Source organism: Streptomyces sp. YIM 121038 (assembly GCF_006088715.1).
GTDB lineage: Bacteria > Actinomycetota > Actinomycetes > Streptomycetales > Streptomycetaceae > Streptomyces.
This window is the reverse complement of the sequence record NZ_CP030771.1, coordinates 4,351,129-4,373,284: the sequence shown is the minus strand read 5'-3', so window position 1 is coordinate 4,373,284 and position 22,156 is coordinate 4,351,129. Positions and strand designations below refer to the sequence as shown.

Sequence of the window (22,156 nt, the reverse complement as noted above, 5' to 3'; positions counted from 1 at the left end):
CCGCCGTCTCCCGGGCGGTTGTCAGTGCCTCGGGGTTCAATCGGAGGCATGGCGATCAAACGTGAGCGGGCCGGTGTCGATCCCTTCTCGCACGAGCCGCCCGTGCCGGACGCGGAGCGGGTGGTGCGGCGCGGGGACTGGTACGGAAGGGACCTGTCGGGGGAGGCGTACGAGCGCTTCACGTTCTTCGACACGGATCTGACGGAGGCGGTCGCCGAGGGGGCGGTGTTCGACGGGTGCACCTTCGCCGGAGTGAAGTTCAACGCGGCGCGGTTCACCTCGGCGGCCTTCACCAACTGCACCTTCAAGCGCTGCGTGTTCTTCGACACCCGGTTCGAGCAGTGCAAGGCGGTGGGCAGCCTCTTCCAGCAGTGCACGTTCACGGTCCTCGAGGTGCGCGGCGGGGACTGGTCGTTCGTCGCGCTGCCGGGCGCCGATCTGCGCAAGGCCGTGTTCGACGGGGTGCGGATGCGGGAGGTGGACCTCACGGCGGCCCGTCTTGAGGAGGCCGTCGTGACCTGCTGCGACCTGTCGGGCGCGCAGCTGCACAGCACCCAGCTCATGGGGGCCGACCTGCGCGGCAGCGAGCTGTCCTCCCTCGACCCGCTGACCGTGGCGATCGGGGGCACGAAGGTCGACCTGGACCAGGCGGGGGTGATCGCCGGGGCGCTCGGCTTCGAGGTGGGCTGAGCCGGGGCGGGCCCGGCGCCCGTGACCCTTGTCTGATGGGTCGTCAGGTACGACGATGTGGTTCGTCGCCGACGCGGGCCGTCGGCAGTGCGGTACGTCGGCGGCGTGCTGCGTCGACGTGCGCGACGGGCCGTCCGCCGGACCCGGCGGGCGCGCATCAGGGCGAGGGATGGAGTTCCTATGGCGCCGGTGCCCGACCTGGCGGACGTCTTTCCTCCGGGGCGTCTCGCCTACGGCATGCAACTGCCCGTGCAGGCCCGCAGCGTGCTCTTCGCCGAGCCCTGGGAGGCGGGCGCGGGCGCGGCCGACCTGGTGGCGGTGGCGCGCGCGGCCGACGGCGCGGGGTTCGCGTACGTGGCGTGCTGCGACCACGTGGCGATCCCGCGGCGGCTCGCCGACGCGATGGGCACGACCTGGTACGACCCCGTGGCCACGCTCGCCCACCTCGCGGCGGTCACCGAGCGCGTGCACCTGCTCAGCCACGTCGCCGTGGTGGCCCTGCGCCATCCGCTGCTCACCGCCAAGCAGTACGCGACCCTCGACCACCTCAGCGGCGGCCGGCTGATCCTCGGCGTCGGCGCGGGCCACGTGCCGGAGGAGTTCGCCGCGCTCGGCGTGGACTTCGCGCGCCGGGGTGCGCTGCTCGACGAGACGGTGGACGCGCTGCGGGCCGCGCTCGGCCCGGCCGAGTACCCCGAGCACCACGGCCCCGCCTTCGACTTCGCGGACCTCGGGCAGCGGCCGCGGCCCGCCCGGGAGCGGGTGCCGGTCTGGGTCGGCGGCTCCTCGCCCGCCGCCGTGCGCCGCGCCGCGACGCGCGGCGACGGCTGGCTGCCGCAGGGCGATCCGCGCGACCGGATGCCCGCCCGGATCGGGGAGCTGCTGCGGCTGCGCGAGCGGGCCGGGATCACGGAGCCGATCACGGTCGGCGCCCTCACCGAGCCCCTGTACGTGGGCGATCCCTCCTGGCCGGTCGGGCGGCGCACCCTCACCGGCAAGCCGGAGGCCCTCGCCGACTCGCTGCGCGCGTACGCGGCGATGGGCGTGCACCAGATCCAGGTGCGGTTCCGCAGCCGGAGCCGCAGCGAACTCACCGACCAGATGGCGGCGTTCGGCGCACAGGTCGCGCCGCTGCTCGGCTGAAGGGAACCGGGATGGGCAAGCTCGACGGACGCGTGGTCATCGTCACCGGCGGGGCGCGCGGCCAGGGGGAGCAGGAGGCGCGGCTCTTCGTCGCCGAGGGGGCGCGGGTCGTCATCGGGGACGTCCTGGACGAGCAGGGGGAGGCGCTGGCCAAGGAGCTGGGGGACGCGGCCCGCTACGTCCGCCTGGACGTGGGGAGCGAGGACGACTGGCGGGCCGCGGTCGAGGCGACCGAGGACGCCTTCGGCAAGGTCGACGGGCTCGTGAACAACGCGGGCATCCTGCGCTTCAACGAGCTGGTCAACACGCCTCTGGAGGAGTACCAGCGCGTCGTCCAGGTCAACCAGACCGGCGTGTTCCTCGGCATCAGGTCCGTGGCCCCGCGCATCGGCGAGGCGGGCGGCGGCACGATCGTGAACACCGCCTCGTACGCGGGGCTCACGGGCATGGCGTACATCGGGGCGTACAGCGCGACCAAGCACGCGATCGTCGGTCTGACGCGCGTCGCCGCGCTGGAGCTCGCGGCCCGGGGCATCCGCGTGAACGCCATCTGCCCCGGCGCCATCGACACCCCCATGAGCAACCCCGCCCAGCTGGATCCGGGGGCGGACGCGGAGCAGGCGGCCCGGGGGCTCGACGCGCTGTACCGCAGGTACGTGCCGCTCGGCCGGGTCGGCAAGGCGCACGAGGTGGCGCGGCTCGCGCTGTTCCTGACCGCCGAGGAGGACTCGGCGTACATCACCGGGCAGCCGTTCGTGATCGACGGCGGCTGGCTGGCCGGGGTCAACGTCTTCTGACGGGTCGTCAGTTCGGCTGGACACCTCTCTTGACGCTCCCGGCGCCCGGTGGAACAGTCGAGGCACTCGATCTGACGGTGCGTCAGAAACGTAGAGGACGGTGAACCGCCTTGGAATTCGGGCTCTTCGTACAGGGATACGTCGGCAAGCGGGCGCAGACCGACCCGCTGGCCGAGCACAAGGCGCTGATGGAGGAGACCGAGTACGTCATCGCGGCGGACAAGGCGGGTTTCAAGTACGCGTGGGCCTCCGAGCACCACTTCCTGGAGGAGTACTCGCACCTCTCGGCCAACGACGTCTTCCTCGGCTATCTGGCGCACGCCACCGAGCGCATCCACCTCGGCTCCGGCATCTTCAACCCCCTCGCCCAGGTCAACCACCCGGTGAAGGTCGCCGAGAAGGTGGCCATGCTCGACCACCTCAGCGAGGGCCGGTTCGAGTTCGGCAGCGGGCGCGGCGCCGGGTCGCACGAGATCCTCGGCTTCCTGCCGGGCATCACCGACATGAACCACACCAAGGAGATCTGGGAAGAGACCATCGCCGAGTTCCCCAAGATGTGGCTCCAGGAGGAGTACGAGGGGTTCCGCGGCAAGCACTGGTCGCTGCCGCCGCGCAAGGTGTTCCCCAAGCCGTACGGGTCCTCCCACCCCGCCATGTGGTACGCCGCCGGGTCCCCGCCGTCGTACGCGATGGCGGCGCGGAAGGGGCTCGGCGTGCTCGGCTTCAGCGTGCAGAAGGTCTCCGACATGGAGTGGGTCCTCGAGCAGTACAAGACCGCGATCCGGGACGCCGACCCCGTCGGCGGCTTCGTCAACGACAACGTGATGGTGACGTCCACGGCGATCTGCGCGCCCACGCACGAGGAGGCCGTGCGCACGGCGGTGCACAGCGAGCTCAACTACCTCCAGTCCCTGGTCTTCCGCTACCACGACACCTTCCCCCGGCCCGAGGGCATCCCCCGGTGGCCCGAGGTCCTGCCCCCCTACACCGAGGAGATCGTCGAGCTGCTCATCGCCGAGGAGCTGATGATCTGCGGCGATCCGGACGAGGTCCTCCGCCAGTGCAAGCGGTGGGAGCAGGCCGGGGCCGACCAGCTGTCCTTCGGGCTGCCCGTGGGGATCTCGGCGGAGGACACGCTGCGGACGATCCGGCTGATCGGGGAGCATGTGATTCCCAAGATCGATACGGATCCCGTGCATCGCACGAGCCGGTTCCGTGCGGGGGCTTAGGCCTCGCGGGTGCGCCCCAGGCCCGCCCCTTCCCGATCCGGGGGCTTCGCCCCCGTGCCCCCTCTTTTCGCCGCTTCGCGGCTCGTCCTCAAACGCCGGACGGGCTGGATATGGGAGGCCGTCTCGCATGCTTGACCACCTCATCACGGGGGCCACCGTCGTCGACGGGACCGGTGCCGCTGCCCGCGTGGCCGATGTGGGCATCAAGGACGGGCGGGTCGCCGTCGTCGCCGCGGGGGTCACCGACGACAGCCGTAGCAGCGAAGACGCTCACGGCCTCGTGCTCGCGCCCGGGTTCGTGGATCCGCACACGCACTACGACGCGCAGCTGTTCTGGGATCCGTACGCGACGCCGTCGTTGAACCACGGGGTGACGACCGTGGTGGGCGGGAACTGCGGGTTCACGCTGGCGCCGCTGCATCCGGGGCGGCCCGAGGACGCCGACTACACGCGCCGGATGATGTCCAAGGTCGAGGGCATGTCGCTGGTGGCGCTCGAAGAGGGGGCGCCCTGGTCGTGGCGGTCCTTCGGGGAGTACCTCGACGCCCTTGAGGGGCGGATCGCCGTCAACGCCGGGTTCATGGTGGGGCACTGCGCGCTGCGGCGGTACGTGATGGGGCCCGACGCCGTCGGGGGGCAGCCGTCCGCCGGGCAGCTGGAGCGGATGGTCGCGCTGCTGCACGAGGCGATGGCGGCGGGCGCCTGGGGCCTGTCCACGACGCAGTCGTCCACGCACTCGGACGGCGACGGGGCGCCGGTGGCGTCCCGGCACGCGCGGCCGCGGGAGCTGCTCGCGCTCGCGCGGGCGGTCGGCGAACACGAGGGCACCCAGCTGGAGGCGATCGTCTCCGGGTGCCTCGACCGGTTCAGCGACGCGGAGGCCGACCTGCTCGTGGAGCTGAGCGCGGCCGCCGGGCGCCCCCTGAACTGGAACGTGCTCACCATCGACGCGGCCGTGCCCGACCGCGTGCCGCGCCAGCTCGTGCCCAGCGAACGGGCCCGGAAGGAGGGCGGCCGGATCGTCGCCCTGACCATGCCGATCCTCACGCCGATGAACATGTCCCTCGGCACGTTCTGCGCCCTGAACCTCATCCCGGGGTGGGGCGACGTGCTCGGCCTTCCGGTCCCCGAGCGCATCGCGCGGCTCCGGGACCCGGACGTGCGCGCGGAGCTGCTGCGCCGGGCCACCAGCGAGGAGGCGGGCGTCTTCCGGCGGCTCGCGCACTTCGACCGGTACGTCATCGGGGACACGTACTCCGAGGCCAACGCCGGGCTCGCGGGCCGGGTCGTCGGCGACATCGCGGCCGAGCGCGGCCAGGAGCCCTTCGCCTGCCTGGTCGACATCTGCGCCGACGACCGGCTGCGGACCGTCCTGTGGCCCATGCCGACCGACAACGACCCGGCGTCGTGGGCCCTGCGCGCCGAGACCTGGGAGCACGAGGACGTCCTGCTCGGCGGCTCCGACGCGGGCGCGCACCTGGACCGCATGTGCGGGGCGCCGTACACGACGCGGTTCCTCGGCGACTGCCTGCGCGGCCGCAAGCTGGTCGGCCTGGAGCGGGCGGTGCGGATGCTCACGGACGACCCGGCGCGCCTGTTCGGCCTGCGCGGGCGCGGCCGCGTCGCCGAGGGCTACCACGCGGACCTCGTCCTCTTCGACCCGGAGACCGTCGCCGCGGGCCCCGCGACGCTCGTGCACGACCTGCCGGGGGACAGCCCGCGCCTGGACTCCAAGGCGCTCGGGGTGCGGGCCGTGTGGGTCAACGGCGTCGAGGCGATCCGGGACGACGTGGTGACGGGCGCGGTGCCGGGCCGGGTCCTCCGGTCGGGCCGGGACACACGGACGGTGGCCACCAAGTGACCTTCACCGAGAGCCTGTTCATCGGCGGCGAGCCGGTCGAGCCCGACGGCGGCCACTACGAGGTGATCGACCCGGCCAGCGAGGAGGTCGTGGGCCGCGCGCCCGAGGCGAGCCCCGCGCAGGCGCGGCAGGCCGCGGCGGCCGCGCGGGCGGCCTTCGGCCCGTGGTCGCGCACGGCGCCCGAGGAGCGCGCGGCCGTCCTCGACCGGGCCGCCGGGATCATCGAGCGGGACTTCGACGCGCTCGCCGCCCTCGCCCAGGCCGAGACCGGCGCGACCACGGCGACCGCGCGCGGCATGCAGGTCGCGGTGGCCGCGGCGCGCTTCCGGCGCTATGCGAAGGGCGCCCTCGAACCCGTCGAGACGGCCCTGCCGCCGCAGGTCAACGAGGCCGGGCCGCTGGGCCGCGCGGCCGTCGTCGGCGCCGTGGCGGTCCGCGGGCCGGTCGGCGTCGTCACCTGCGTCACCTCGTACAACAACCCCTGGGCCAACGCGGTGGGCAAGGTCGCCCCGGCCCTGGCGATGGGCAACACCGTCGTCGTGAAACCGGCCCCCCAGGACCCCCTGTCCGTCCACCGGATGGCCGCGGCCCTGGCCGAGGCGGGGGCGCCGCCCGGCGTGGTGAACGTCGTCGGCGGCACCTCCACCGCGGTCGGCGAGGCCGCCGTGGCGGCCGCCGAGGTCGACATGGTGAGCTTCACCGGCTCCACGGCCGTCGGGCGGCGCATCGGCGAGGTGTGCGGCCGCGGCCTGAAGCGGCAGCTGATGGAGCTGGGCGGCAAGGGCGCCGCGGTCGTCTTCGCGGACGCGGACCTGGACGCGGCGGTGGCCGGGATCGGCACCACGTTCTCCTTCTACAGCGGCCAGATCTGCACGGCGCCGACCCGGGTGATCGTCCAGCGCGAGGTCTGCGCGCCCCTCCTGGAGAAGCTGACCGCCTACGCCTCGTATCTGAAGGTCGGCGACCCGCGGGCGAAGGGCACGGTGGTGGGCCCGGTCATCTCGGCGGCGCACCGGGACCGCGTCGAGGCGTACGTGGAGCTCGGCCGCAAGGAGGGCGCGCGGCTGCTCACGGGCGGCACCCGGCCCCCGGGCCCCGGCTTCTACGTCGCGCCCGCGCTCCTGGCCGACTGCACCCCCGACATGCGCGTGGTCCGCGAGGAGATCTTCGGTCCTGTCGTCGTGGTCGTCCCCTTCGACGGCGACGAGGACACCGCGGTGGCGCTGGCCGACGACAGCGACTACGGCCTGCTCTCCTACGTCTGGTCGGCGGACGTGGCCCGCGCCTTCCGCGTCGCGCGGCGCCTGCGCGCGGGCGGCGTCGGCGTGAACACCATCGCCCGCAACATGGAGGCCCCCTTCGGCGGCTTCAAGGCCAGTGGCGTGGGCCGCGACTGCGGCTCGTACGCGCTCGCCGCGTACAGCGAGACGCAGTCCGTGGTCTGGTCGGGCTGACCGCGCGGGATCGGGCCGTACGGGACCGGGGGACTAGGCCCGGCCTGGTCCCGGCCTGGTCCTCCGGACGGATACGCGCCGCGTACTGCCCGAACTAGCGTCCCGGGCATGAGAATCGGAGTGATCGGAACCGGGAACGTCGGCCGCGCCCTCGCCACGGCGTGGGCCGCCGCCGGACACGACGTGGTGCTCGGCTCGCGCGACCCCGGGGCCAGGAAGGAGACCGGCGCACAGCTCGGCCTGCCGCTCGCCGGCGTGCGGGCGGCGGCGGCCGGGGCGGAGGTCGTCGTGAACGCGACGCCGGGCGCGGACTCCGTGGCCCTGCTGCGCGCGTCCTGCGCCGACGTCCTCGACGGCAAGGTGCTGATCGACGTCGCCGTGGGATTCACCGTCGAACCCCACGGCTTCGTCCTCACCCATCCCGAGCGGTCCCTCGGTGAGGAGATGCAGCGGGCCTTCCCGGCCGCCCGCGTCGTCAAGACCCTCTCCACGATGGACTCCGCCGCCATGGTCGCGCCGGACGCCCTGGCCGGGGAGAGCACGGTGTTCCTCTCCGGCGACGACCCCGCCGCCAAGGCCGTCACCGCCGGCCTCCTCACCGACCTCGGCTGGCCTCCCGCCTCCCACCTGGACCTGGGCGGCATCGACACCGCCCGGGGCCAGGAACACTTCGCGCACCTCTTCGTGGCCCTCGCGGGAGCCCTCGGCACCCACACGTTCAACGTCCGCGTGGTGCCCCCGGCCGGGCGGTGATCAGCGGCCCAGGAAGATCGGGTTGGTGAGGGCCCGCATGGGGCCCGGCAGGGGCGGGGTCAGCTGGGGCTTGCGGACCTCGGCGCGCACGTAGGCGGCGTAGGAGGCCGTGGTGCGCCACTCGGCCGAGCCGGTGCCCGTGTCGTCGATGGGCGGGCCGGTGAACAGGACGCCCTGGTCGGTGACGAAGCGGATGACGCAGCCGGGGGCGCCCTTGACGTCCAGGCGCACCGTCACCGGGTCGTCGGCGTCCACGCGCAGGCGCTCGCCGATGCCCGCGTGGCGGCCCTTGCCGCCGGCCGCGGAGAAGGTCAGCTCGACCTCCTTGGCCTCGGCGATGTAGGAGCGGCCCGCGCGGATGCCCTCCTGGACGGCCTCGCGGGTCAGGTCGTCGGCGAGGACGACGGTCTGCGGGCGGCCCACCGGGTCCGGGTCGCGGTGGGCGTCGCTGTTGCCCATCGCGGGCGTCCAGCGGCGCCCGCCGCGCGCGGCCGCCACCAGGGCGTTGTCCCACTCGGAGAGGGCGACCTCGTCCTCGGGGGAGTAGGCGCCGTTCCACACCTCGACCGCGTCGGCCTCGCCGAAGCCGAACTTCCAGTTGCAGCCGACGCAGGTGGCGTGCGGGTGGGCGGGCACCACGAGGCCGCCGGAGCGGCGCACGGCGCGGGCGTAGTGGCCGAAGCGGTTGTCGCGGGCCCGGTAGCGCCAGTCGACGAAGGTGCCGGGCTCGGTGCCGATCGCGAGGACGTGGCCGTTGCGGGTGGTGATCTCCTCGCCGAGCAGGACGAGCAGGTCGTCACCGGCGACGTCGGACCAGTGGGCGTGCGACGACTGCGTGTTGTGGTCGGAGGTGTTGATGAAGTCCAGGCCCGCCGCGCGGGCGAGCGCCCCGATCTCGGCGGGGGTGCGGCGCCCGTCGGAGTACCAGGTGTGCAGATGGCAGTCGCCCCGGTACCAGGCACGCCCCCGGCCCTTCGCCCGCTCCGGCGGGTACGACGGCTTCGGGGTGGTGCCGGGCGCGCCGTAGGTGAGGGTGATGGTCACCTCGTACGGCAGGCCCTGCGGGGCCACCGTGTACGGGCCGAGCGCGATGTGCCAGCGGCCCGCGCGCACCGGGCCCGGCAGATAGCCGGGGGTCGCGTCGTCGGCGCGCAGGAAGAACTCCGTGCGGGCGCCGCCCGACCAGCCGCGGAAGCCCTTGCCGCCGAGGTCCGTGCCGCGCTCGTCGAAGATGCCGATGTCCAGGGCGTTGCCGGCGGTGCCCGCGGGGACGGGCGGCTTCTCGTAGGTGTAGGAGACGTGGATCTCCCGCACGCCGCGCGGCACGTCCACCGGGAGGTAGACGAAGTCCGGGGCGCCGGTGGGCAGCGTGCCCCTGACGGTCTTCGTCTCCTTGCCGGAGCGCCGCTCGGCGGCCTCCGCGTCGTCCGTGAAGCTCACGGTTCCCAACGTAAGGGCCGTGGCCGCGCCCGTCACGAGCAGCGCCCGTCTGTTCAGGTGGCCTTCGTCCTGGCACATGGATGCTCCCCGGAGTCGGTGACGACGGTGACGACGACACGTGAGTGGTGCCTGCAACTCTGGTATTGAGCCGTGAACTCCCTTGTAAGGGAAGGGGATCGACAGGTTTCCGGCGGAGGACGAGGGGGCCGCTCCGGGGCGGCCGTCCCGGAGCCCGGGAGGCGGCCCCGACCTGGCGGAAGTGTCTGTGGGTGTCGCGTGTTGTCGCTCGTATGCTCAAGGACATGACCAACAGCGCACAGCCCCCCGAGGACGGACGTCCCACAGCCAACGCCATGCGGCGGGCCCTGCGGCGGGCCAGGGACGGGGTCGCGCTGGACGCGGCGGAGGCCGCCGTGCTGCTCCAGGCGCGCGGCGACGACCTGGAGGACCTGGCGGCCTCGGCGGCCCGGGTGCGGGACGCGGGCCTGGAGGCGGCGGGGCGCCCGGGGGTCATCACGTACTCGAAGAGCGTGTTCGTCCCGCTCACCCGGCTGTGCCGGGACAAGTGCCACTACTGCACGTTCGTCACCGTGCCGGGCAAGCTGCGCCGGGCCGGGCACGGGATGTTCATGTCCCCGGACGAGGTTCTGGACATCGCCCGCAAGGGCGCCGCGCTCGGCTGCAAGGAAGCCCTCATCACCCTCGGCGACAAGCCCGAGGACCGCTGGCCCGAGGCCCGCGAGTGGCTGGACGCGCACGGCTACGACGACACGATCGCCTACGTGCGGGCCATATCGATCCGCATCCTGGAGGAGACGGGCCTGCTGCCCCACCTCAACCCCGGGGTGATGTCGTGGACCGACTTCCAGCGGCTCAAGCCGGTCGCGCCCTCCATGGGCATGATGCTGGAGACCACCGCCGAGCGGCTGTGGTCGGAGCCGGGCGGCCCGCACCACGGCTCGCCCGACAAGGAACCGGCCGTCCGGCTGCGCGTCCTGGAGGACGCGGGCCGCTCCTCCGTGCCCTTCACCAGCGGGCTGCTCATCGGCATCGGCGAGACGTACGAGGAGCGCGCGGACTCGCTGTTCGCGCTGCGCCGCGTGGCCCGGTCGTACCACGGCGTGCAGGAGCTGATCATCCAGAACTTCCGCGCCAAGCCGGACACGGCGATGCGCGGCATGCCGGACGCCGAGATCGACGACCTGGTCGCCACGGTCGCCGTCGCCCGGCACATCATGGGCCCCTCCGGCTGCGTCCAGGCCCCGCCGAACCTCGTCGACGGCGAGTACGCCCTGCTCATCCGCGCCGGGATCGACGACTGGGGCGGCGTCTCGCCGCTCACCATCGACCACGTCAACCCGGAAAAGCCCTGGCCGCAGATCGAGGCGCTCGCCGAGCAGTCGGCGGCCGAGGGCTTCGAGCTGCGCGAGCGCCTGTGCGTCTACCCCGAGTTCGTGCGGCGGGGCGAGCCGTGGCTGGACCCGCGCCTGATGCCGCACGTGCGCGCGCTCGCCGACCCGGAGACGGGCCTCGCGAACCCGGACGCCCCGGTCCGGGGCCTGCCCTGGCAGGAGCCCGACGAGGGGTACGTGGCCTCGTCCGGCCGCACCGATCTGCACCGCACCATCGACACGGAGGGCCGCACCGCCGACCGGCGCGACGACTTCGACGAGGTGTACGGCGACTGGGAGGCGCTGCGGGAGCAGGCCGCGCCCGGCATGGTGCCCTCCCGCCTCGACGGGGACGTCCGCTCCGCCCTCGCCACGGCCGCCGACGACCCGACGCGCCTCACCGACGCCGAGGCCCTCGTGCTGCTGCACGCGGACGGCCCCGCCCTGGACGCGCTCTGCTCCGTCGCCGACGACGTCCGCAAGTCCGTGGTCGGCGACGACGTCACGTACATCGTCACGCGGAACATCAACTTCACGAACGTCTGCTACACGGGCTGCCGCTTCTGCGCCTTCGCGCAGCGCCGCACCGACGCGGACGCCTACACCCTGTCCCTGTCGCAGGTCGCCGACCGCGCGGCCCAGGCCTGGGACGTCGGCGCGGTCGAGGTGTGCATGCAGGGCGGCATCCACCCCGACCTGCCCGGCACCGCCTACTTCGACATCGCGCAGGCGGTGAAGGAGCGCGTCCCCGGCCTGCACGTGCACGCCTTCTCCCCCATGGAGGTCGTCAACGGCGCGACCCGCACGGGCCTTTCGATCCGCGAGTGGCTCCTGCGCGCCAAGGAGTCCGGCCTCGACTCCGTCCCCGGTACGGCCGCCGAGATCCTCGACGACGAGGTCCGCTGGATCCTCACCAAGGGCAAGCTTCCGGCGGCGACGTGGATCGAGGTCATCAAGACCGCCCACGAGGTGGGCCTGCGCTCCTCGTCCACGATGATGTACGGCCACGTCGACCAGCCCCGGCACTGGCTCGGCCATCTGCGCACGCTGGCCGGGATCCAGCAGGAGACCGGCGGCTTCACGGAGTTCGTGACGCTGCCCTTCATCCACACGAACGCGCCCGTCTACCTCGCGGGCATCGCCCGCCCCGGCCCCACCACCCGCGACAACCGCGCGGTGACCGCCATGGCCCGGCTCCTGCTCCACCCGCACATCCCCAACATCCAGACCAGCTGGGTGAAGCTCGGTACCGAAGGGGCCGCTGAGATGCTGCGCTCCGGCGCGAACGACCTCGGCGGGACGCTGATGGAGGAGACCATCTCCCGGATGGCGGGCTCCAGCTACGGCTCGTACCGCTCGGTGAAGGACCTCGTCGCCATCGCCGAGGCCGCGGGGCGGCCCGCGAGGCCGCGCACCACCCTGTACGGGGAGGTCCCCGACGAGCGCGTCCAGGCCGCCACGGCCTCGGACGGCCACCTCCCGGAACTCCTGCCGGTCCTGGACGTGTAGGCCCTGCCGGGGGCTTCCCCGATCCCGCCCCTTCCCGAAACTGGGGCTCCGCCCCAGACCCCGCTCCTCAAACGCCGGAGGGGCTACTTGTAGCCCGTCCGGCGTTTGCTGGGGCGCCCCCGCGGGGGGCCTCAGTAGCGGCCCACGTCCTGGCCGAACGTGGCGTTGGCCTCCGGGGCGCCGAGGGCCTTCGGGCCGAAGGAGACGAGCCCGGTCGTGGTGACCCCGGCGCGCGCGCCGGGGAAGTACCAGGCGGCGCCGGAGTCCTTGTACGCGCCGTCCTCACCGCGCGCGGTGACGGTCAGGTCGGCCTTACCGTCCCCGTTGACGTCGGACAGCAGCACCCGGTTCCCGAAGTAGTCCCGCTTCTCGGAGGCCCCGGGCACGCCGGGCTTGGACTGGTCGAAGGCCTGGGCGCCGGTGCCGCTGAGCCCGGTGCGGGAGCCCTTGAGGAGGACGAAGGACCCGGCGTCGGGGACGCGGGCGGAGCCGCTGCCGATGTCCTCGCCGGGCACGCCGACGGCGATGTCGGCGTAGCCGTCGCCGTTGACGTCGCCCGCGCTGATGTCGGAGCCGAACCCGTCCCCGGTCTCGCCGACGCCGGGCACGCCCGGCGAGTCCTGGGTGATCTTCTTGGTGCGGGTGGCGGCGGGCCCGTTCTTGCTGCCGTAGTCGACGCGGACGGTGCCCTTGTCGCTTTCGTTGTCGTCGTTGCTGGTGCCGTTGTCGCGGGTGACGAAGTCGCCGTAGCCGTCGCCGTCGACGTCCGCGACGGCGCCGCCGAGGGAGGACTTGAGCTTCTGGGGGGTGCCGGTGAGCCCGTCCTTGGTGCCCTTCCAGAAGCGGCTGGGGTAGGCGCTCTCCTCGAAGCCGTGGGCGGTGACGAGGTCGTCGATGCCGTCGCCGTTCAGGTCGCCGGGGACGAGGTAGGCGGGGCCGAACGTCTGGCTGGTGTGGATGGCCTCCTGCCGCTGGGGCTTGCCGTCGCGCGTGAAGGGGCCGTACGAGACGGTCATCCCTTCCTCGTCCTCGTCGTTGTCCGGGTAGTCGTTGCTGACGAGGTCGCGGTGGCCGTCGCCGTCGAAGTCCCCGGTGGCGAATCCGGCGGAGGTGGCGGGCAGTTCCTGGGCGGCGCCGGTGAGGCCGTCCTTCGACCCCCACAGGGTGACCAGCTTGTCGCTGTACCCGCTGCCCACGACGAGGTCGGTGAACCCGTCCCCGTCCAGGTCCCCGACGGTCACCTGCGTGCCGAAGGTGCCGTCCTTCTCGATCTCGCCCGGCACCCCGGCCGTGCCCCGGTCGACGATCTTCGGGTGCGCCCGGTCGGGCCCGTTCTTCGAGCCGTAGACGACGGCGACGTACCCGGCGTTCGTCTTGCCGCCGACGGTGGCGTACGGCGCGGAGATCGCGAGGTCGGCGTAGCCGTCGTGGTTGAAGTCGGTGACGGGGACGCGGGGTGCCCGCGCGGCGTGCGCGGCGGCGTGCGCCGTGCCGCCGACGGCGAGCGGTACGGCTATCGCGGTCGCCGCGACGGCTGTGATGGCTGCGGTGAGGGAGCGTCGCACGGATCCTCCTGTGGCTGCTGTGGGCTGCGCGGGTGCACTGGGGGAGACCCGCGAGGCGAAGGGACGGTTGCACAACGGTGAAGGCGGGGCGTACGGCGGGCCGTTGCACTCCCCGGCCCGGGCCCCGGCCCCGGACGTCCGGCGGCCGGGGCGGAGCGGGGTCAGCGGCCCACCCAGGCGCCGAAGTAGGAGCGCTCGTCCGGGGCGCCCAGCGCGGCGGGGCCGAAGGACGTGCTGCCGGTGGCCGTCAGGCCGGACTTCGTGCCCTTGAGGACCCAGGCGGCGCCCACGTCCTGCACGGTGGTGTCCTCCAGGGGCGCGGTGCCGGTCAGGTCGGCCTTCTTGTCGCCGTCGACGTCGGAGAGTAGGACTTCCGAGCCGAAGCCGTCACCCGTCTCGGACACGCCCGGAACGCCTGCCGTGGACTGGGTGAAGGCCTGCGCGCCCTTGCCGCTGAGGCCGCTCCGCGCGCCCTTCAGCAGGACGACGCCGCCCGTGTCGTAGGCCTTCTTGCCGCCGGTGGTGACGTCCTTGCCGGGGATGCCGACGGCGATGTCGGCGTAGCCGTCGCCGTTGACGTCGGCCGCGCCGAGCGAGGCGCCGAACCGGTCGCCGCGGTGGTACTCGCCGTCCGCGCCGGGGATGGGGCCGCCCCGCTCGCCCGTGCCGGGCACGCCCGGCGAGTCCTGGGTGAGCTTCACGCTGCGGGTGGCGGCGGGCCCGTTCTTGCTGCCGTAGTCGACGCGGACGGTGCCCTTGTCGTCGGACTGGGCCTCGCCGTCCCCGCTGACCGCGCGGGTGACGAAGTCGCCGTAGCCGTCGCCGTCGACGTCCGCGACGACGCCTCCCCGGGAGGGCTTGAGGGCCTTGGCGGAGGTGCCGCTGAGGCCGTTCCTCGTCCCCTTCCAGAAGCGGCTGGCGAGCGGTCCGTCCTCGTCGCCGTTGTTGGTGACGAGGTCGTCGACGCCGTCGCCGTTCAGGTCCCCGGCCACGAGGTCCAGGAGGCCGGGCTCCGTCGGGACGCGCACGGCCTTCTTCCTGGCCGGGTGGCCCTGGGCCGTGAACGGGCCGTAGGAGACGGTCAGGGTCGCCACGTCGTTGCCGTGCTCCGGGTAGACCTCGTTCACCAGGTCGCGGTTCCCGTCGCCGTCGAAGTCCCCGGCCGTGATGTTGCCGTACGCCCCGTTGGCGACTTCGCCGGAGGCGCCGGTCAGACCGGTGGCGGAGCCCCACAGGAGGACCGCCTTGGTCATGGGGTGCCCGCCGGCGACGAGGTCGGTGTAGCCGTCCTTGTTGAAGTCGCCGACGACCAGTTCGCTGCCGAACAGGTCGTCCTCACGGGCGTCACCGGGGACGCCCGGGGTGGTGCGGTCGATGAGGCGCGGGTGCGCGCGGTCGGGGCCGTTCTCGGACCCGTACACGACGGCGACGTACCCGGCGCCCTTCTTGCCTCCGGCGGAGCCGTACGCGGCGCTGAACGCGAGGTCGGCGTACCCGTCCTTGTTGAAGTCCGTCACCGGTGCCTTGGGGGGCCTGGGTGCCGCGGACGCGGTGCCCGTCGCGGTGAGCGTGAGCGGTACGGCGACCGCGGCCGCCGCGACGGCTGCGATGAGGGAGCGGCGCACTGGATCTCCTGGGGTGTGCATACGAGTTGGTGGGCGTACGAGGTGGTGTTTCGGAGGTGGTACGGGGACTAGCGCGCGAGGCGCTCGCCCAGGCGGGCTTCCTTCTCCGGGGCGCCGAGCGCGGCCGGGCCGAAGGAGGCGATCCCGGCCGTCGTCAGGCCGGTGGCGGCGCCCTTGAACACCCAGGCCGCGCCCGAGTCCTGGTACGTGCCGTCCTCCCAGGGCGCGGTGACCGTCAGGTCGGCCTTCTTGTCGCCGTTGACGTCGGACAGCAGGACGTGGGCGCCGAAGCGGTCGCCCTTCTCGGACGCGCCGGGCACGCCCGCCGTGGTCTGGGTGAAGGCCTGCGCGCCGGTGCCGCTGAGGCCGCTCTTGGCGCCCTTGAGGAGAACGAAGTTGCCGCTGTCTAGAACGTTCTTTCCAGAGGCGGTGACGTCTTCGCCGGGGACGCCGACGGCGATGTCGGCGTAGCCGTCGCCGTTGACGTCGCCCGCGCTGATCGAGGCGCCGAACTGGTCGCCGCTGTTGAACTCGTCGCCGACGTACCCGCCCGTCTCGCCGACGCCCGGGACGCCGGGGCTGTCCTGGGTGATCTTCACGCTGCGGGTGGCGGCGGGGCCGTTCTTGCTGCCGTAGTCGACGCGGACGGTGCCCGCCTCGGTGTCGTTGTCCTCGTTGCTGGAGCCGTTGTCGCGGGTGACGAAGTCGCCGTAGCCGTCGCCGTCGACGTCCGCGACGGCACCGCCCACGGAGGCCTTGATGCCCTTGTACGTGTGGCCGAGACCGGCCTTGGAGCCCTTCCAGAACCGGCTGCCGTACGCCCGGTCCTCGAAGCCGTGGCTGGTGACGAGGTCGTCGACGCCGTCGCCGTCCAGGTCGCCCGCGACGAAGTCGCCGAGCTCGCGGAAGGAGCCGAACCCGATCGCGTCCTTCCTGGCCGCCTCGCCGCCGCGCGTGAACGGCCCGTACGAGACGGTCATGCCCGTGTCGTCGCTCTCGGGCGCGGACTTGTACTCCTGCGTCACCAGGTCGCGGTGCCCGTCGCCGTCGAAGTCGCCGGTGGCCAGCGACCCGCCCGCGCCCGGCAGTTCGGCGGCCGCGTCGGCGAGACCGGCGGCGGAGCCCCAGAGCACCACGGTGGCGCCCGAGTAGGAGCCCACGACCAGGTCCGTGTACCCGTCCCCGTCGAGGTCGGCGGTGGTCAGCTCCCGGCCGAAGGCCCCGTACTCGCCGACCTCCCCGGGCACGCCCGCGCTCGACCTGTCGATGACCTTCCGGTGGGCCCGGTCCGCCCCGCTCTTGGACCCGTACACGACGGCCACGTACCCGGCTTCCTGCTTGCCGCCGACCGTCGCGTGCGGGGCGCCGAGCACGAGGTCGGCGTAGCCGTCCTTGTTGAAGTCGACGACGGGGGCCGTGGCCGCCCTCGCCTTGGGCGCGGCGGACGCGGTGCCGGTGCCCATCGCCAGCGGTGCGGCGAGGGTGGCGGCGGCGATGGCGACGACGAGGGAGCGACGCACTGTTCCTCCTGTGACTGGTGGCCCTTCTTGATCAAGGACCGACAGAGAGGAGACAGCCGAGGTGACGCGAGGGTTGCACGATCCTGAACGAGGAGAAACGGAAGCCCCGCCTCAGCCCGCCGGGGCCGGTCCGCTCCCGTCCTGGTCAGTGCCTGAACCGACCCGTTCGCCGAGACAGCCGCTCCATCCGCTCGACGTCGTGTCGCGGATGCCGCCACACGTTCCTGGGGTGCTCCACCGGCCGTGCTGGGCAAGCCTCGATGAACTCCGTGAACTGGCGGTCGCACCAACTCGGAACCCAGGCACCGGAACGGCATACGAAGACCGCGTCAAAGGTGACTGTCGGCGCTTCCCCGTCGTCGATGTTCATGTTCACGGGGATGACGGGCTCTTCCGTGGGCCTGGCCATGGACTCACGCCATGGGGGGAAGTGAACGAACAACCGGGAGCCCGCCCAGTGGTGCGCGAGCATCCAGTCTTCCGCGGAGATGCGTCCGCGCTGTTTCCACTCCTCGAAGGTCGCGGTGTTGCGTCGGTATCCGCAGTCGTGGTGAGCGTCGTACAAGTGGACGCTGGCCCAGGAGCCTTCGCCGCCGATGTCGGAAGGGAAAACTTGGGCGGCCCACGCGTTGGAGTCGGCGTACCAAACGGGGGCGGCGGGAGCGATGGTGAAGCGGTTCCAGAATCCCTCGTACCCGTGACAGCGAGGTAGTTGGACACCTGCCTCGTGAAAGCGGCGAATGCGTTGGAGCCATATCACCTCGACGTGGTGGACGTCTTCAGCGATGGGCCATGCATACAGCCTGGAATGCTCACTGAGGGCTGCCCCCGCAGTCGGAGTGGGAAAGAAGAAATCCCAGTCCACGCACAGCAGATGCACTGGACAGTGCCTTCCTGGGCGGAGAAGCGGTGGTGGGAGGTTGCCCCCGGGCGGAGCCGGGGGCTGAGTTGAATGAGTGTGGTCAATGGCCGGGCGAGCCGCCGCCGCCCTGGCCGTCGCCGTCTTCGATGTCGGTGTTGTCGGTGTCGTCGCCCTCGCCACCATGGACGGAGACCCGGTGGAGCAATGCTGATTTGAGAGTCACTGAGTTCCTCCTCCTCGACTCATTCCTTCAACCCATTGGATTTCCAGGGCGTGTGTTGAAGGTACGGAGGGGGAAAGTCTGCGCTCAATGAACTTCTACGGACTTGCGCCGCTTCACCCGAGGGTGTCGATCGCTTCTGTGATGAGCCTTCTGGCAGACGCGCCATGGACAGCGATCCCAGACAGCTCTGCGAAGGTCCTGGCGTACTCGGCAATCTCGCTCGGTTGTGTCACCGTCAGCTCTGCTGAAACCAGTTCGCAAGCGACCTGCTTGTCGTCGTACATGGAGAAGGATTCACACGGCCATGCATTTCCGCGTGCGACACCCATGGGGACAACACCCAGGCTCAGCGCGGGAACGGACGTCAAGCCGATCAGATGGCGGAGTTGCTTCACCATGGTGCTCGGGCTGCCGATGACCGAGTGGAGAACCCACTCCTCGATCACGAAGGCGAACCGGCGCCCGCCGGAGCGGAGCACATGCTGCCGCCCCATACGGGCCGAAACGGCTTCCTCGATGTCGTCGGGGGCGTCGCGCAGGGCGACGACCGTGGTGAGGACGGCCCTCGTGTAGTCCGCGGTCTGCAGCAGACCGGGAACGACCTGCGACTGGTAGAAGCGAAACCAATGGGTTCGCTCGTACAGCGGGAGCACGGACTCCTGGACACGCTTGAGTCCGGCTCGCTCCATGCGGCGCCACTCGACGTACATGCCGTCGATACCGCGCGCCGCCGCGATGAGATCCGCCGTCTGTTCCTCCGCCTGGCAGATGCTCGTCCAGATCCGAATGTCGGCGTCGGACGGCGACGTCTTGCCGTTCTCAAGCCGGGAACTCTTCGATTCATGCCATCCGGCTGCCGCCGCCAGGGCCCGCGCGGTCAGGCCGGCGTCCTTGCGGATGTCGCGAAGACGCCCACCGAGAGCCGCGCGGGCCTGCTGGATGCTGGATGGGGGCAGTGACGGCATGGAGCATCAGCTCGGGTTCAGACCGGCTGGTACTCCTCGTGCGGAACGGCCCGTTCCCATACGGACTCGAAGGCCGCGGAACAGAGACGGGTCACGGCAGGGTCCGTCGTGCGTTCCTCGTCGCCATCGGGAGACAGCTCGCCCTCGCCGGTGAAGTGCAGGAACACGGTGAGTGTGTCGTCGAAGAGCCAGAAGTCGTTGCCGGGCAGCGCCAAGTCCGAGGCCCTGCGCCGTGGCAGCCAGCGGACCTGTTCTCCGGCTGCCGCGTTGCTCGGCGTCAGGTGGTGCTCGAACCGGAGGTAGTCACTCATTGGCTCCGAGAAGATTCGAGCACGCCGCACCACCACGCCACGGCCCGTGATCTCCCTCATCAACGACAACCAGGGGCGCGACGCCGGGTCGCGGAGGGCAGGCACGCTGTGCGGGTCCCGGGACCAGGAGACGAACTCCAGGTCGGACCGCATGTACCCGTCCCGCATCTCCAGGTGCACGGCGGAGTGCTTGGCCTGCCGGAACAGGTCCTCAAACGTCGGCTCCTCCGCCACCGCTCACCTCCGGGAAGAACTTCACCATGTAGGTCGGGATCTCTACGACCGTCTCGTGGTCCGGGAGGTCCATCTTCGACAGCCGTTCCTGGTCGAGCACCTTCAGCCCTTGGATCAAATAGCGGTCCGCCACGTCGTCGTAGTAGACCGTTGCGGACTTGCCTTCCTTGGATGCGGGGTCCTTCCCAAGCATGTGCAGTGCCATCGCGATCTCCTGCCTGGTTACGGAGATGGTCTCCGTTGACGAGCCTGCCCCCAACTCTTCAGGCAGCGCACATACTTGCAGAAGCTTGCGCGATTCCTGACTTTGCCCAGCGGCCGGTCAGTGCTCGGTGATCGTGCCGGGCCTGGTGCGTCGCCAGGGGAGGCGGCGGGGTGGGCGGGCCACTATGTCGCCGCCGGTCGACGTGCCGGAGAGCAGGACGCGCAGGCGTATCGGTGTCTCCGGGCCCGGGACCGGGGGGAGCTTGATGTCGCCACGGCTCTTGGTGATCCCGTCCGCGTCGACGACGACTCCCGGCGGCACCACCAGCGTCAGATCGCCGCCCACGCGCAGGTCCACCTCGATCTCCAGCGTGCTGTGCGCGATCACGGCCTCGGTGAAGTCCAGCTTCAGGTCCCCGAACATCAGCCGCACCTCCATCCGGCGCGGCACCCGCCACCGCCCCGCGCGCTTGGCGTCCCCGAAGCGCTGGTCTATCCGGAGCACCTCGCGCGGCTGCGGCGGCAGGCCCTCCAGCGGCAGGTCCGCCGTCAGGTCCCGGAGGTCGCCGACCGTCTTCGCCGCCAGCGCCGCCTCCACGCGCTCGTCCAGCTCCGCGACCGTCAGCCTGCCGCTGCCCGCCGCGAACCTGAGGATCTCCACCGCCTGGTCCCGGTCCTCGTGCGACACCCGCAGCCCGGCTGCCAGGGCGGATGCTCCGGTCCTCTCGTCTCCCATGCCCCCAGTGTGCGCGCGGCCCGAACACCCCGGCAACGGCCGCCGGCGAAGATCAGGGAACACCCTGACGGATCTCAGGGTGCCGCCGCCCCTCGGGCGAATGTCCCGAAAGCGCCCTTTGCGGACCGCCGTCCCGCTGCTTGACTCCCTCCTCGCACAGGGGCAAACCGGGAGTGCCGCCCGGCACTCCCGCGGGAGCGAGAGAGGGGTACCACCATGAGCATGACCCAGAGCGGCAAGCTGACCATGGACTCGTCCCACTCCACCGAAACCCAGGGCGGGAAGACCGACACCTTCAACCAGGTCACCTTCCCCACCCCGTTCCCCACCGGGTCGGACGTCGTCGTCCAGGTCACCGTGCAGACCTTCAACGGGCCCGAGACCCCCGGCGTCCGCCTGCACGACGTGACCCGCACCGGCTTCAAGATCCGCTTCAACGAGATCCTCGGCGGCGGCGTCAGCGCGGACGGCAAGCACGTCACGGAGACCGTCGGCTGGACCGCCTACACGGTCTGAGCCCCGGCGGCGAAGCCGACGAACGGAGCCCAGGCCGCGCCTCCGACGGCCACCTGGGCTCCGTTCTTGTTCTTGGAGTCGCGGATGTGGACCGTGGCGGGCGCTATCGCCACCTCGACGCACTCGGGCCCGTCGTTACTGCTGTGGCTGCTCTTGCGCCACCCCAGGGCGACCTCTACGCAGTTGGGGCCTTCGTTGCTGCTGTGGCTGCTCTTACGCCATTCCAGGGCTACTTCGACGCAGTCGGGTCCGTCGTTGCTGCTGTAGCTGCTTTTGAACCACGCCAGCTCGGCCGTCATGTCTCGTCTCCCAGCACTTTCTTGATGAACGCGAGTGACTCACGGGGCGTGAGAGCCTGCGCCCGGATCATTCCATAGCGCATCTCCAGGATCTGGACTTCCCGGGGATCGCTGATCACGCGACTGTGGAGCTGGGCTTCGGAATGCCCCAGCGTCTTGCCGTCGCGCAATTTCAGCAGGCGAAGCGGCCCGGCCATGCCCGCGTGATCCTCGCAGTCCGTCGGCATCACCTGGATCTCCACGTGCCTCAACCTGCCGACCTCCAACAGGTGTTCGAGCTGGCGCCGCAGAACCAGTCTGCCCCCGATCGGCCGCCGCAATGTCACCTCTTCCTGGACGAACGTGAGATGTGGCCGAGGAGTGCGCTCGAAGACGGACTTCCGAGCCATGCGTGCCGCTACATGACTCTCGATCTCGTCCTCCGAGTACGCAGGCAGCCGCATCTCGTACAAGGCCTGGGCGTACTCCGGGGTTTGCAGCAGCCCGTGGACGTGAAGGCTGGCGTAGGCCCCCAGCTCGACCGACTCCTCCTCCAGCTTCTTCAGGTCCCGTACCTTCTTCGGGTACCGGGCCTCCTCCACGTCCTTCTTCATCGCCGCGATCTTGCCGCCCGCCCCGAGCGCCTCGTCGGCCGCGTCCAGGAACTCCGGCTTAGGGACGCGCCGCCCCCGCTCCACCGACGACACCATCTCCTCGCCGTACCCGATGGCCGCACCCAGCTCCACCTGGGTCATGCCCGCCGCCTCGCGCCACGCCTTGATCTGGCGGCCCACCGCCTTGAGTACCGCCGCCGCTTCCTCGTCCTCCATGCCGCCACCTCTCCGCGTAC

The 22,156-nt window shown here is 71.8% G+C and carries 21 protein-coding genes; 9 read left to right on the top strand and 12 right to left on the bottom strand.

Annotated elements, in window-relative coordinates:
• Positions 1 to 48 precede the first annotated feature (48 nt).
• The 7 genes from C9F11_RS18250 to C9F11_RS18215 all read left to right on the top strand — a co-directional run bounded on the left by C9F11_RS18250 (position 49) and on the right by C9F11_RS18215 (position 7,927).
• A complete protein-coding gene (locus C9F11_RS18250; protein ID WP_138960299.1) occupies positions 49 to 690 on the top strand; it encodes a pentapeptide repeat-containing protein in 642 nt (213 codons plus the stop codon).
• A 180-nt stretch (positions 691 to 870) separates the two neighbouring features.
• Positions 871 to 1,833: a TIGR03619 family F420-dependent LLM class oxidoreductase gene (locus C9F11_RS18245; protein ID WP_249401782.1), complete on the top strand. Its 963-nt coding sequence runs from the start codon at positions 871 to 873 to the stop codon at positions 1,831 to 1,833.
• 11 nt (positions 1,834 to 1,844) lie between these two features.
• Positions 1,845 to 2,630, top strand: coding sequence for a glucose 1-dehydrogenase (locus C9F11_RS18240; RefSeq protein ID WP_138960298.1), 786 nt, complete (start codon positions 1,845 to 1,847; stop codon positions 2,628 to 2,630).
• A gap of 110 nt (positions 2,631 to 2,740) precedes the next feature.
• A complete protein-coding gene (locus tag C9F11_RS18235; RefSeq protein ID WP_138960297.1) occupies positions 2,741 to 3,859 on the top strand; it encodes an LLM class flavin-dependent oxidoreductase in 1,119 nt (372 codons plus the stop codon).
• Positions 3,860 to 3,986: 127 nt separating this feature from the next.
• A complete protein-coding gene (locus C9F11_RS18225; protein ID WP_138960296.1) occupies positions 3,987 to 5,720 on the top strand; it encodes a D-aminoacylase in 1,734 nt (577 codons plus the stop codon).
• The gene (locus tag C9F11_RS18220) at positions 5,717 to 7,174 is read left to right on the top strand and encodes an aldehyde dehydrogenase family protein (protein ID WP_138960295.1); all 1,458 of its coding nucleotides are present in this window, start codon (positions 5,717 to 5,719) and stop codon (positions 7,172 to 7,174) included. The genes C9F11_RS18225 and C9F11_RS18220 overlap by 4 nt, the downstream gene beginning before the upstream one ends.
• Before the next feature lie 9 nt (positions 7,175 to 7,183).
• Entirely contained in the window at positions 7,184 to 7,927 is a 744-nt protein-coding gene (locus C9F11_RS18215; protein WP_269078134.1) for an NAD(P)-binding domain-containing protein, read from the top strand.
• On the opposite strand, the gene C9F11_RS18210 is transcribed toward C9F11_RS18215, so the two are convergent.
• Positions 7,928 to 9,445, bottom strand: coding sequence for a CehA/McbA family metallohydrolase (locus C9F11_RS18210; protein WP_138960293.1), 1,518 nt, complete (start codon positions 9,443 to 9,445; stop codon positions 7,928 to 7,930).
• A 224-nt stretch (positions 9,446 to 9,669) separates the two neighbouring features.
• Between C9F11_RS18210 and C9F11_RS18205 the strand changes: the two genes are divergently transcribed.
• Entirely contained in the window at positions 9,670 to 12,267 is a 2,598-nt protein-coding gene (locus tag C9F11_RS18205; RefSeq protein ID WP_171075775.1) for a bifunctional FO biosynthesis protein CofGH, read from the top strand.
• 131 nt (positions 12,268 to 12,398) lie between these two features.
• Here the strand turns inward: C9F11_RS18205 and C9F11_RS18200 are convergent, their stop codons facing one another.
• The 9 genes from C9F11_RS18200 to C9F11_RS18165 form a co-directional block, all read right to left on the bottom strand.
• Positions 12,399 to 13,832: an FG-GAP-like repeat-containing protein gene (locus C9F11_RS18200; RefSeq protein ID WP_138960291.1), complete on the bottom strand. Its 1,434-nt coding sequence runs from the start codon at positions 13,830 to 13,832 to the stop codon at positions 12,399 to 12,401.
• 161 nt (positions 13,833 to 13,993) lie between these two features.
• On the bottom strand, positions 13,994 to 15,457 hold the full coding sequence (locus C9F11_RS18195; protein ID WP_138960290.1) for an FG-GAP and VCBS repeat-containing protein: 1,464 nt from the start codon (positions 15,455 to 15,457) through the stop codon (positions 13,994 to 13,996).
• A gap of 68 nt (positions 15,458 to 15,525) precedes the next feature.
• A complete protein-coding gene (locus tag C9F11_RS18190; RefSeq protein WP_138960289.1) occupies positions 15,526 to 16,977 on the bottom strand; it encodes an FG-GAP-like repeat-containing protein in 1,452 nt (483 codons plus the stop codon).
• Between the two features lie 145 nt (positions 16,978 to 17,122).
• Complete coding sequence (locus tag C9F11_RS18185) at positions 17,123 to 17,857, bottom strand: hypothetical protein (protein ID WP_138960288.1); 735 nt, start codon at positions 17,855 to 17,857, stop codon at positions 17,123 to 17,125.
• A gap of 82 nt (positions 17,858 to 17,939) precedes the next feature.
• On the bottom strand, positions 17,940 to 18,062 hold the full coding sequence (locus C9F11_RS49660; RefSeq protein WP_269078093.1) for a hypothetical protein: 123 nt from the start codon (positions 18,060 to 18,062) through the stop codon (positions 17,940 to 17,942).
• 113 nt (positions 18,063 to 18,175) lie between these two features.
• Complete coding sequence (locus C9F11_RS18180) at positions 18,176 to 19,027, bottom strand: DUF5753 domain-containing protein (RefSeq protein WP_138960287.1); 852 nt, start codon at positions 19,025 to 19,027, stop codon at positions 18,176 to 18,178.
• A 17-nt stretch (positions 19,028 to 19,044) separates the two neighbouring features.
• A complete protein-coding gene (locus C9F11_RS18175; protein ID WP_138960286.1) occupies positions 19,045 to 19,572 on the bottom strand; it encodes a DUF6879 family protein in 528 nt (175 codons plus the stop codon).
• Complete coding sequence (locus C9F11_RS18170) at positions 19,550 to 19,777, bottom strand: hypothetical protein (protein WP_138960285.1); 228 nt, start codon at positions 19,775 to 19,777, stop codon at positions 19,550 to 19,552. Before C9F11_RS18170 ends, C9F11_RS18175 begins: the two co-directional genes overlap by 23 nt.
• Positions 19,778 to 19,894: 117 nt before the next feature.
• Complete coding sequence (locus C9F11_RS18165) at positions 19,895 to 20,512, bottom strand: DUF1707 domain-containing protein (protein ID WP_212767823.1); 618 nt, start codon at positions 20,510 to 20,512, stop codon at positions 19,895 to 19,897.
• Positions 20,513 to 20,728: 216 nt separating this feature from the next.
• Between C9F11_RS18165 and C9F11_RS18160 the strand changes: the two genes are divergently transcribed.
• Positions 20,729 to 21,028 carry a hypothetical protein gene (locus C9F11_RS18160; RefSeq protein WP_138960284.1) on the top strand — a complete coding sequence of 100 codons (300 nt, stop codon included), beginning with the start codon at positions 20,729 to 20,731 and terminating at the stop codon, positions 21,026 to 21,028.
• Here C9F11_RS18160 and C9F11_RS18155 read toward each other — a convergent pair.
• On the bottom strand, positions 21,016 to 21,327 hold the full coding sequence (locus C9F11_RS18155) for a DUF397 domain-containing protein (RefSeq protein ID WP_138960283.1): 312 nt from the start codon (positions 21,325 to 21,327) through the stop codon (positions 21,016 to 21,018). The genes C9F11_RS18160 and C9F11_RS18155 overlap by 13 nt on opposite strands.
• Positions 21,324 to 22,136 carry a helix-turn-helix transcriptional regulator gene (locus tag C9F11_RS18150; protein ID WP_138960282.1) on the bottom strand — a complete coding sequence of 271 codons (813 nt, stop codon included), beginning with the start codon at positions 22,134 to 22,136 and terminating at the stop codon, positions 21,324 to 21,326. Before C9F11_RS18150 ends, C9F11_RS18155 begins: the two co-directional genes overlap by 4 nt.
• Between the last annotated feature and the right edge of the window lie 20 nt (positions 22,137 to 22,156).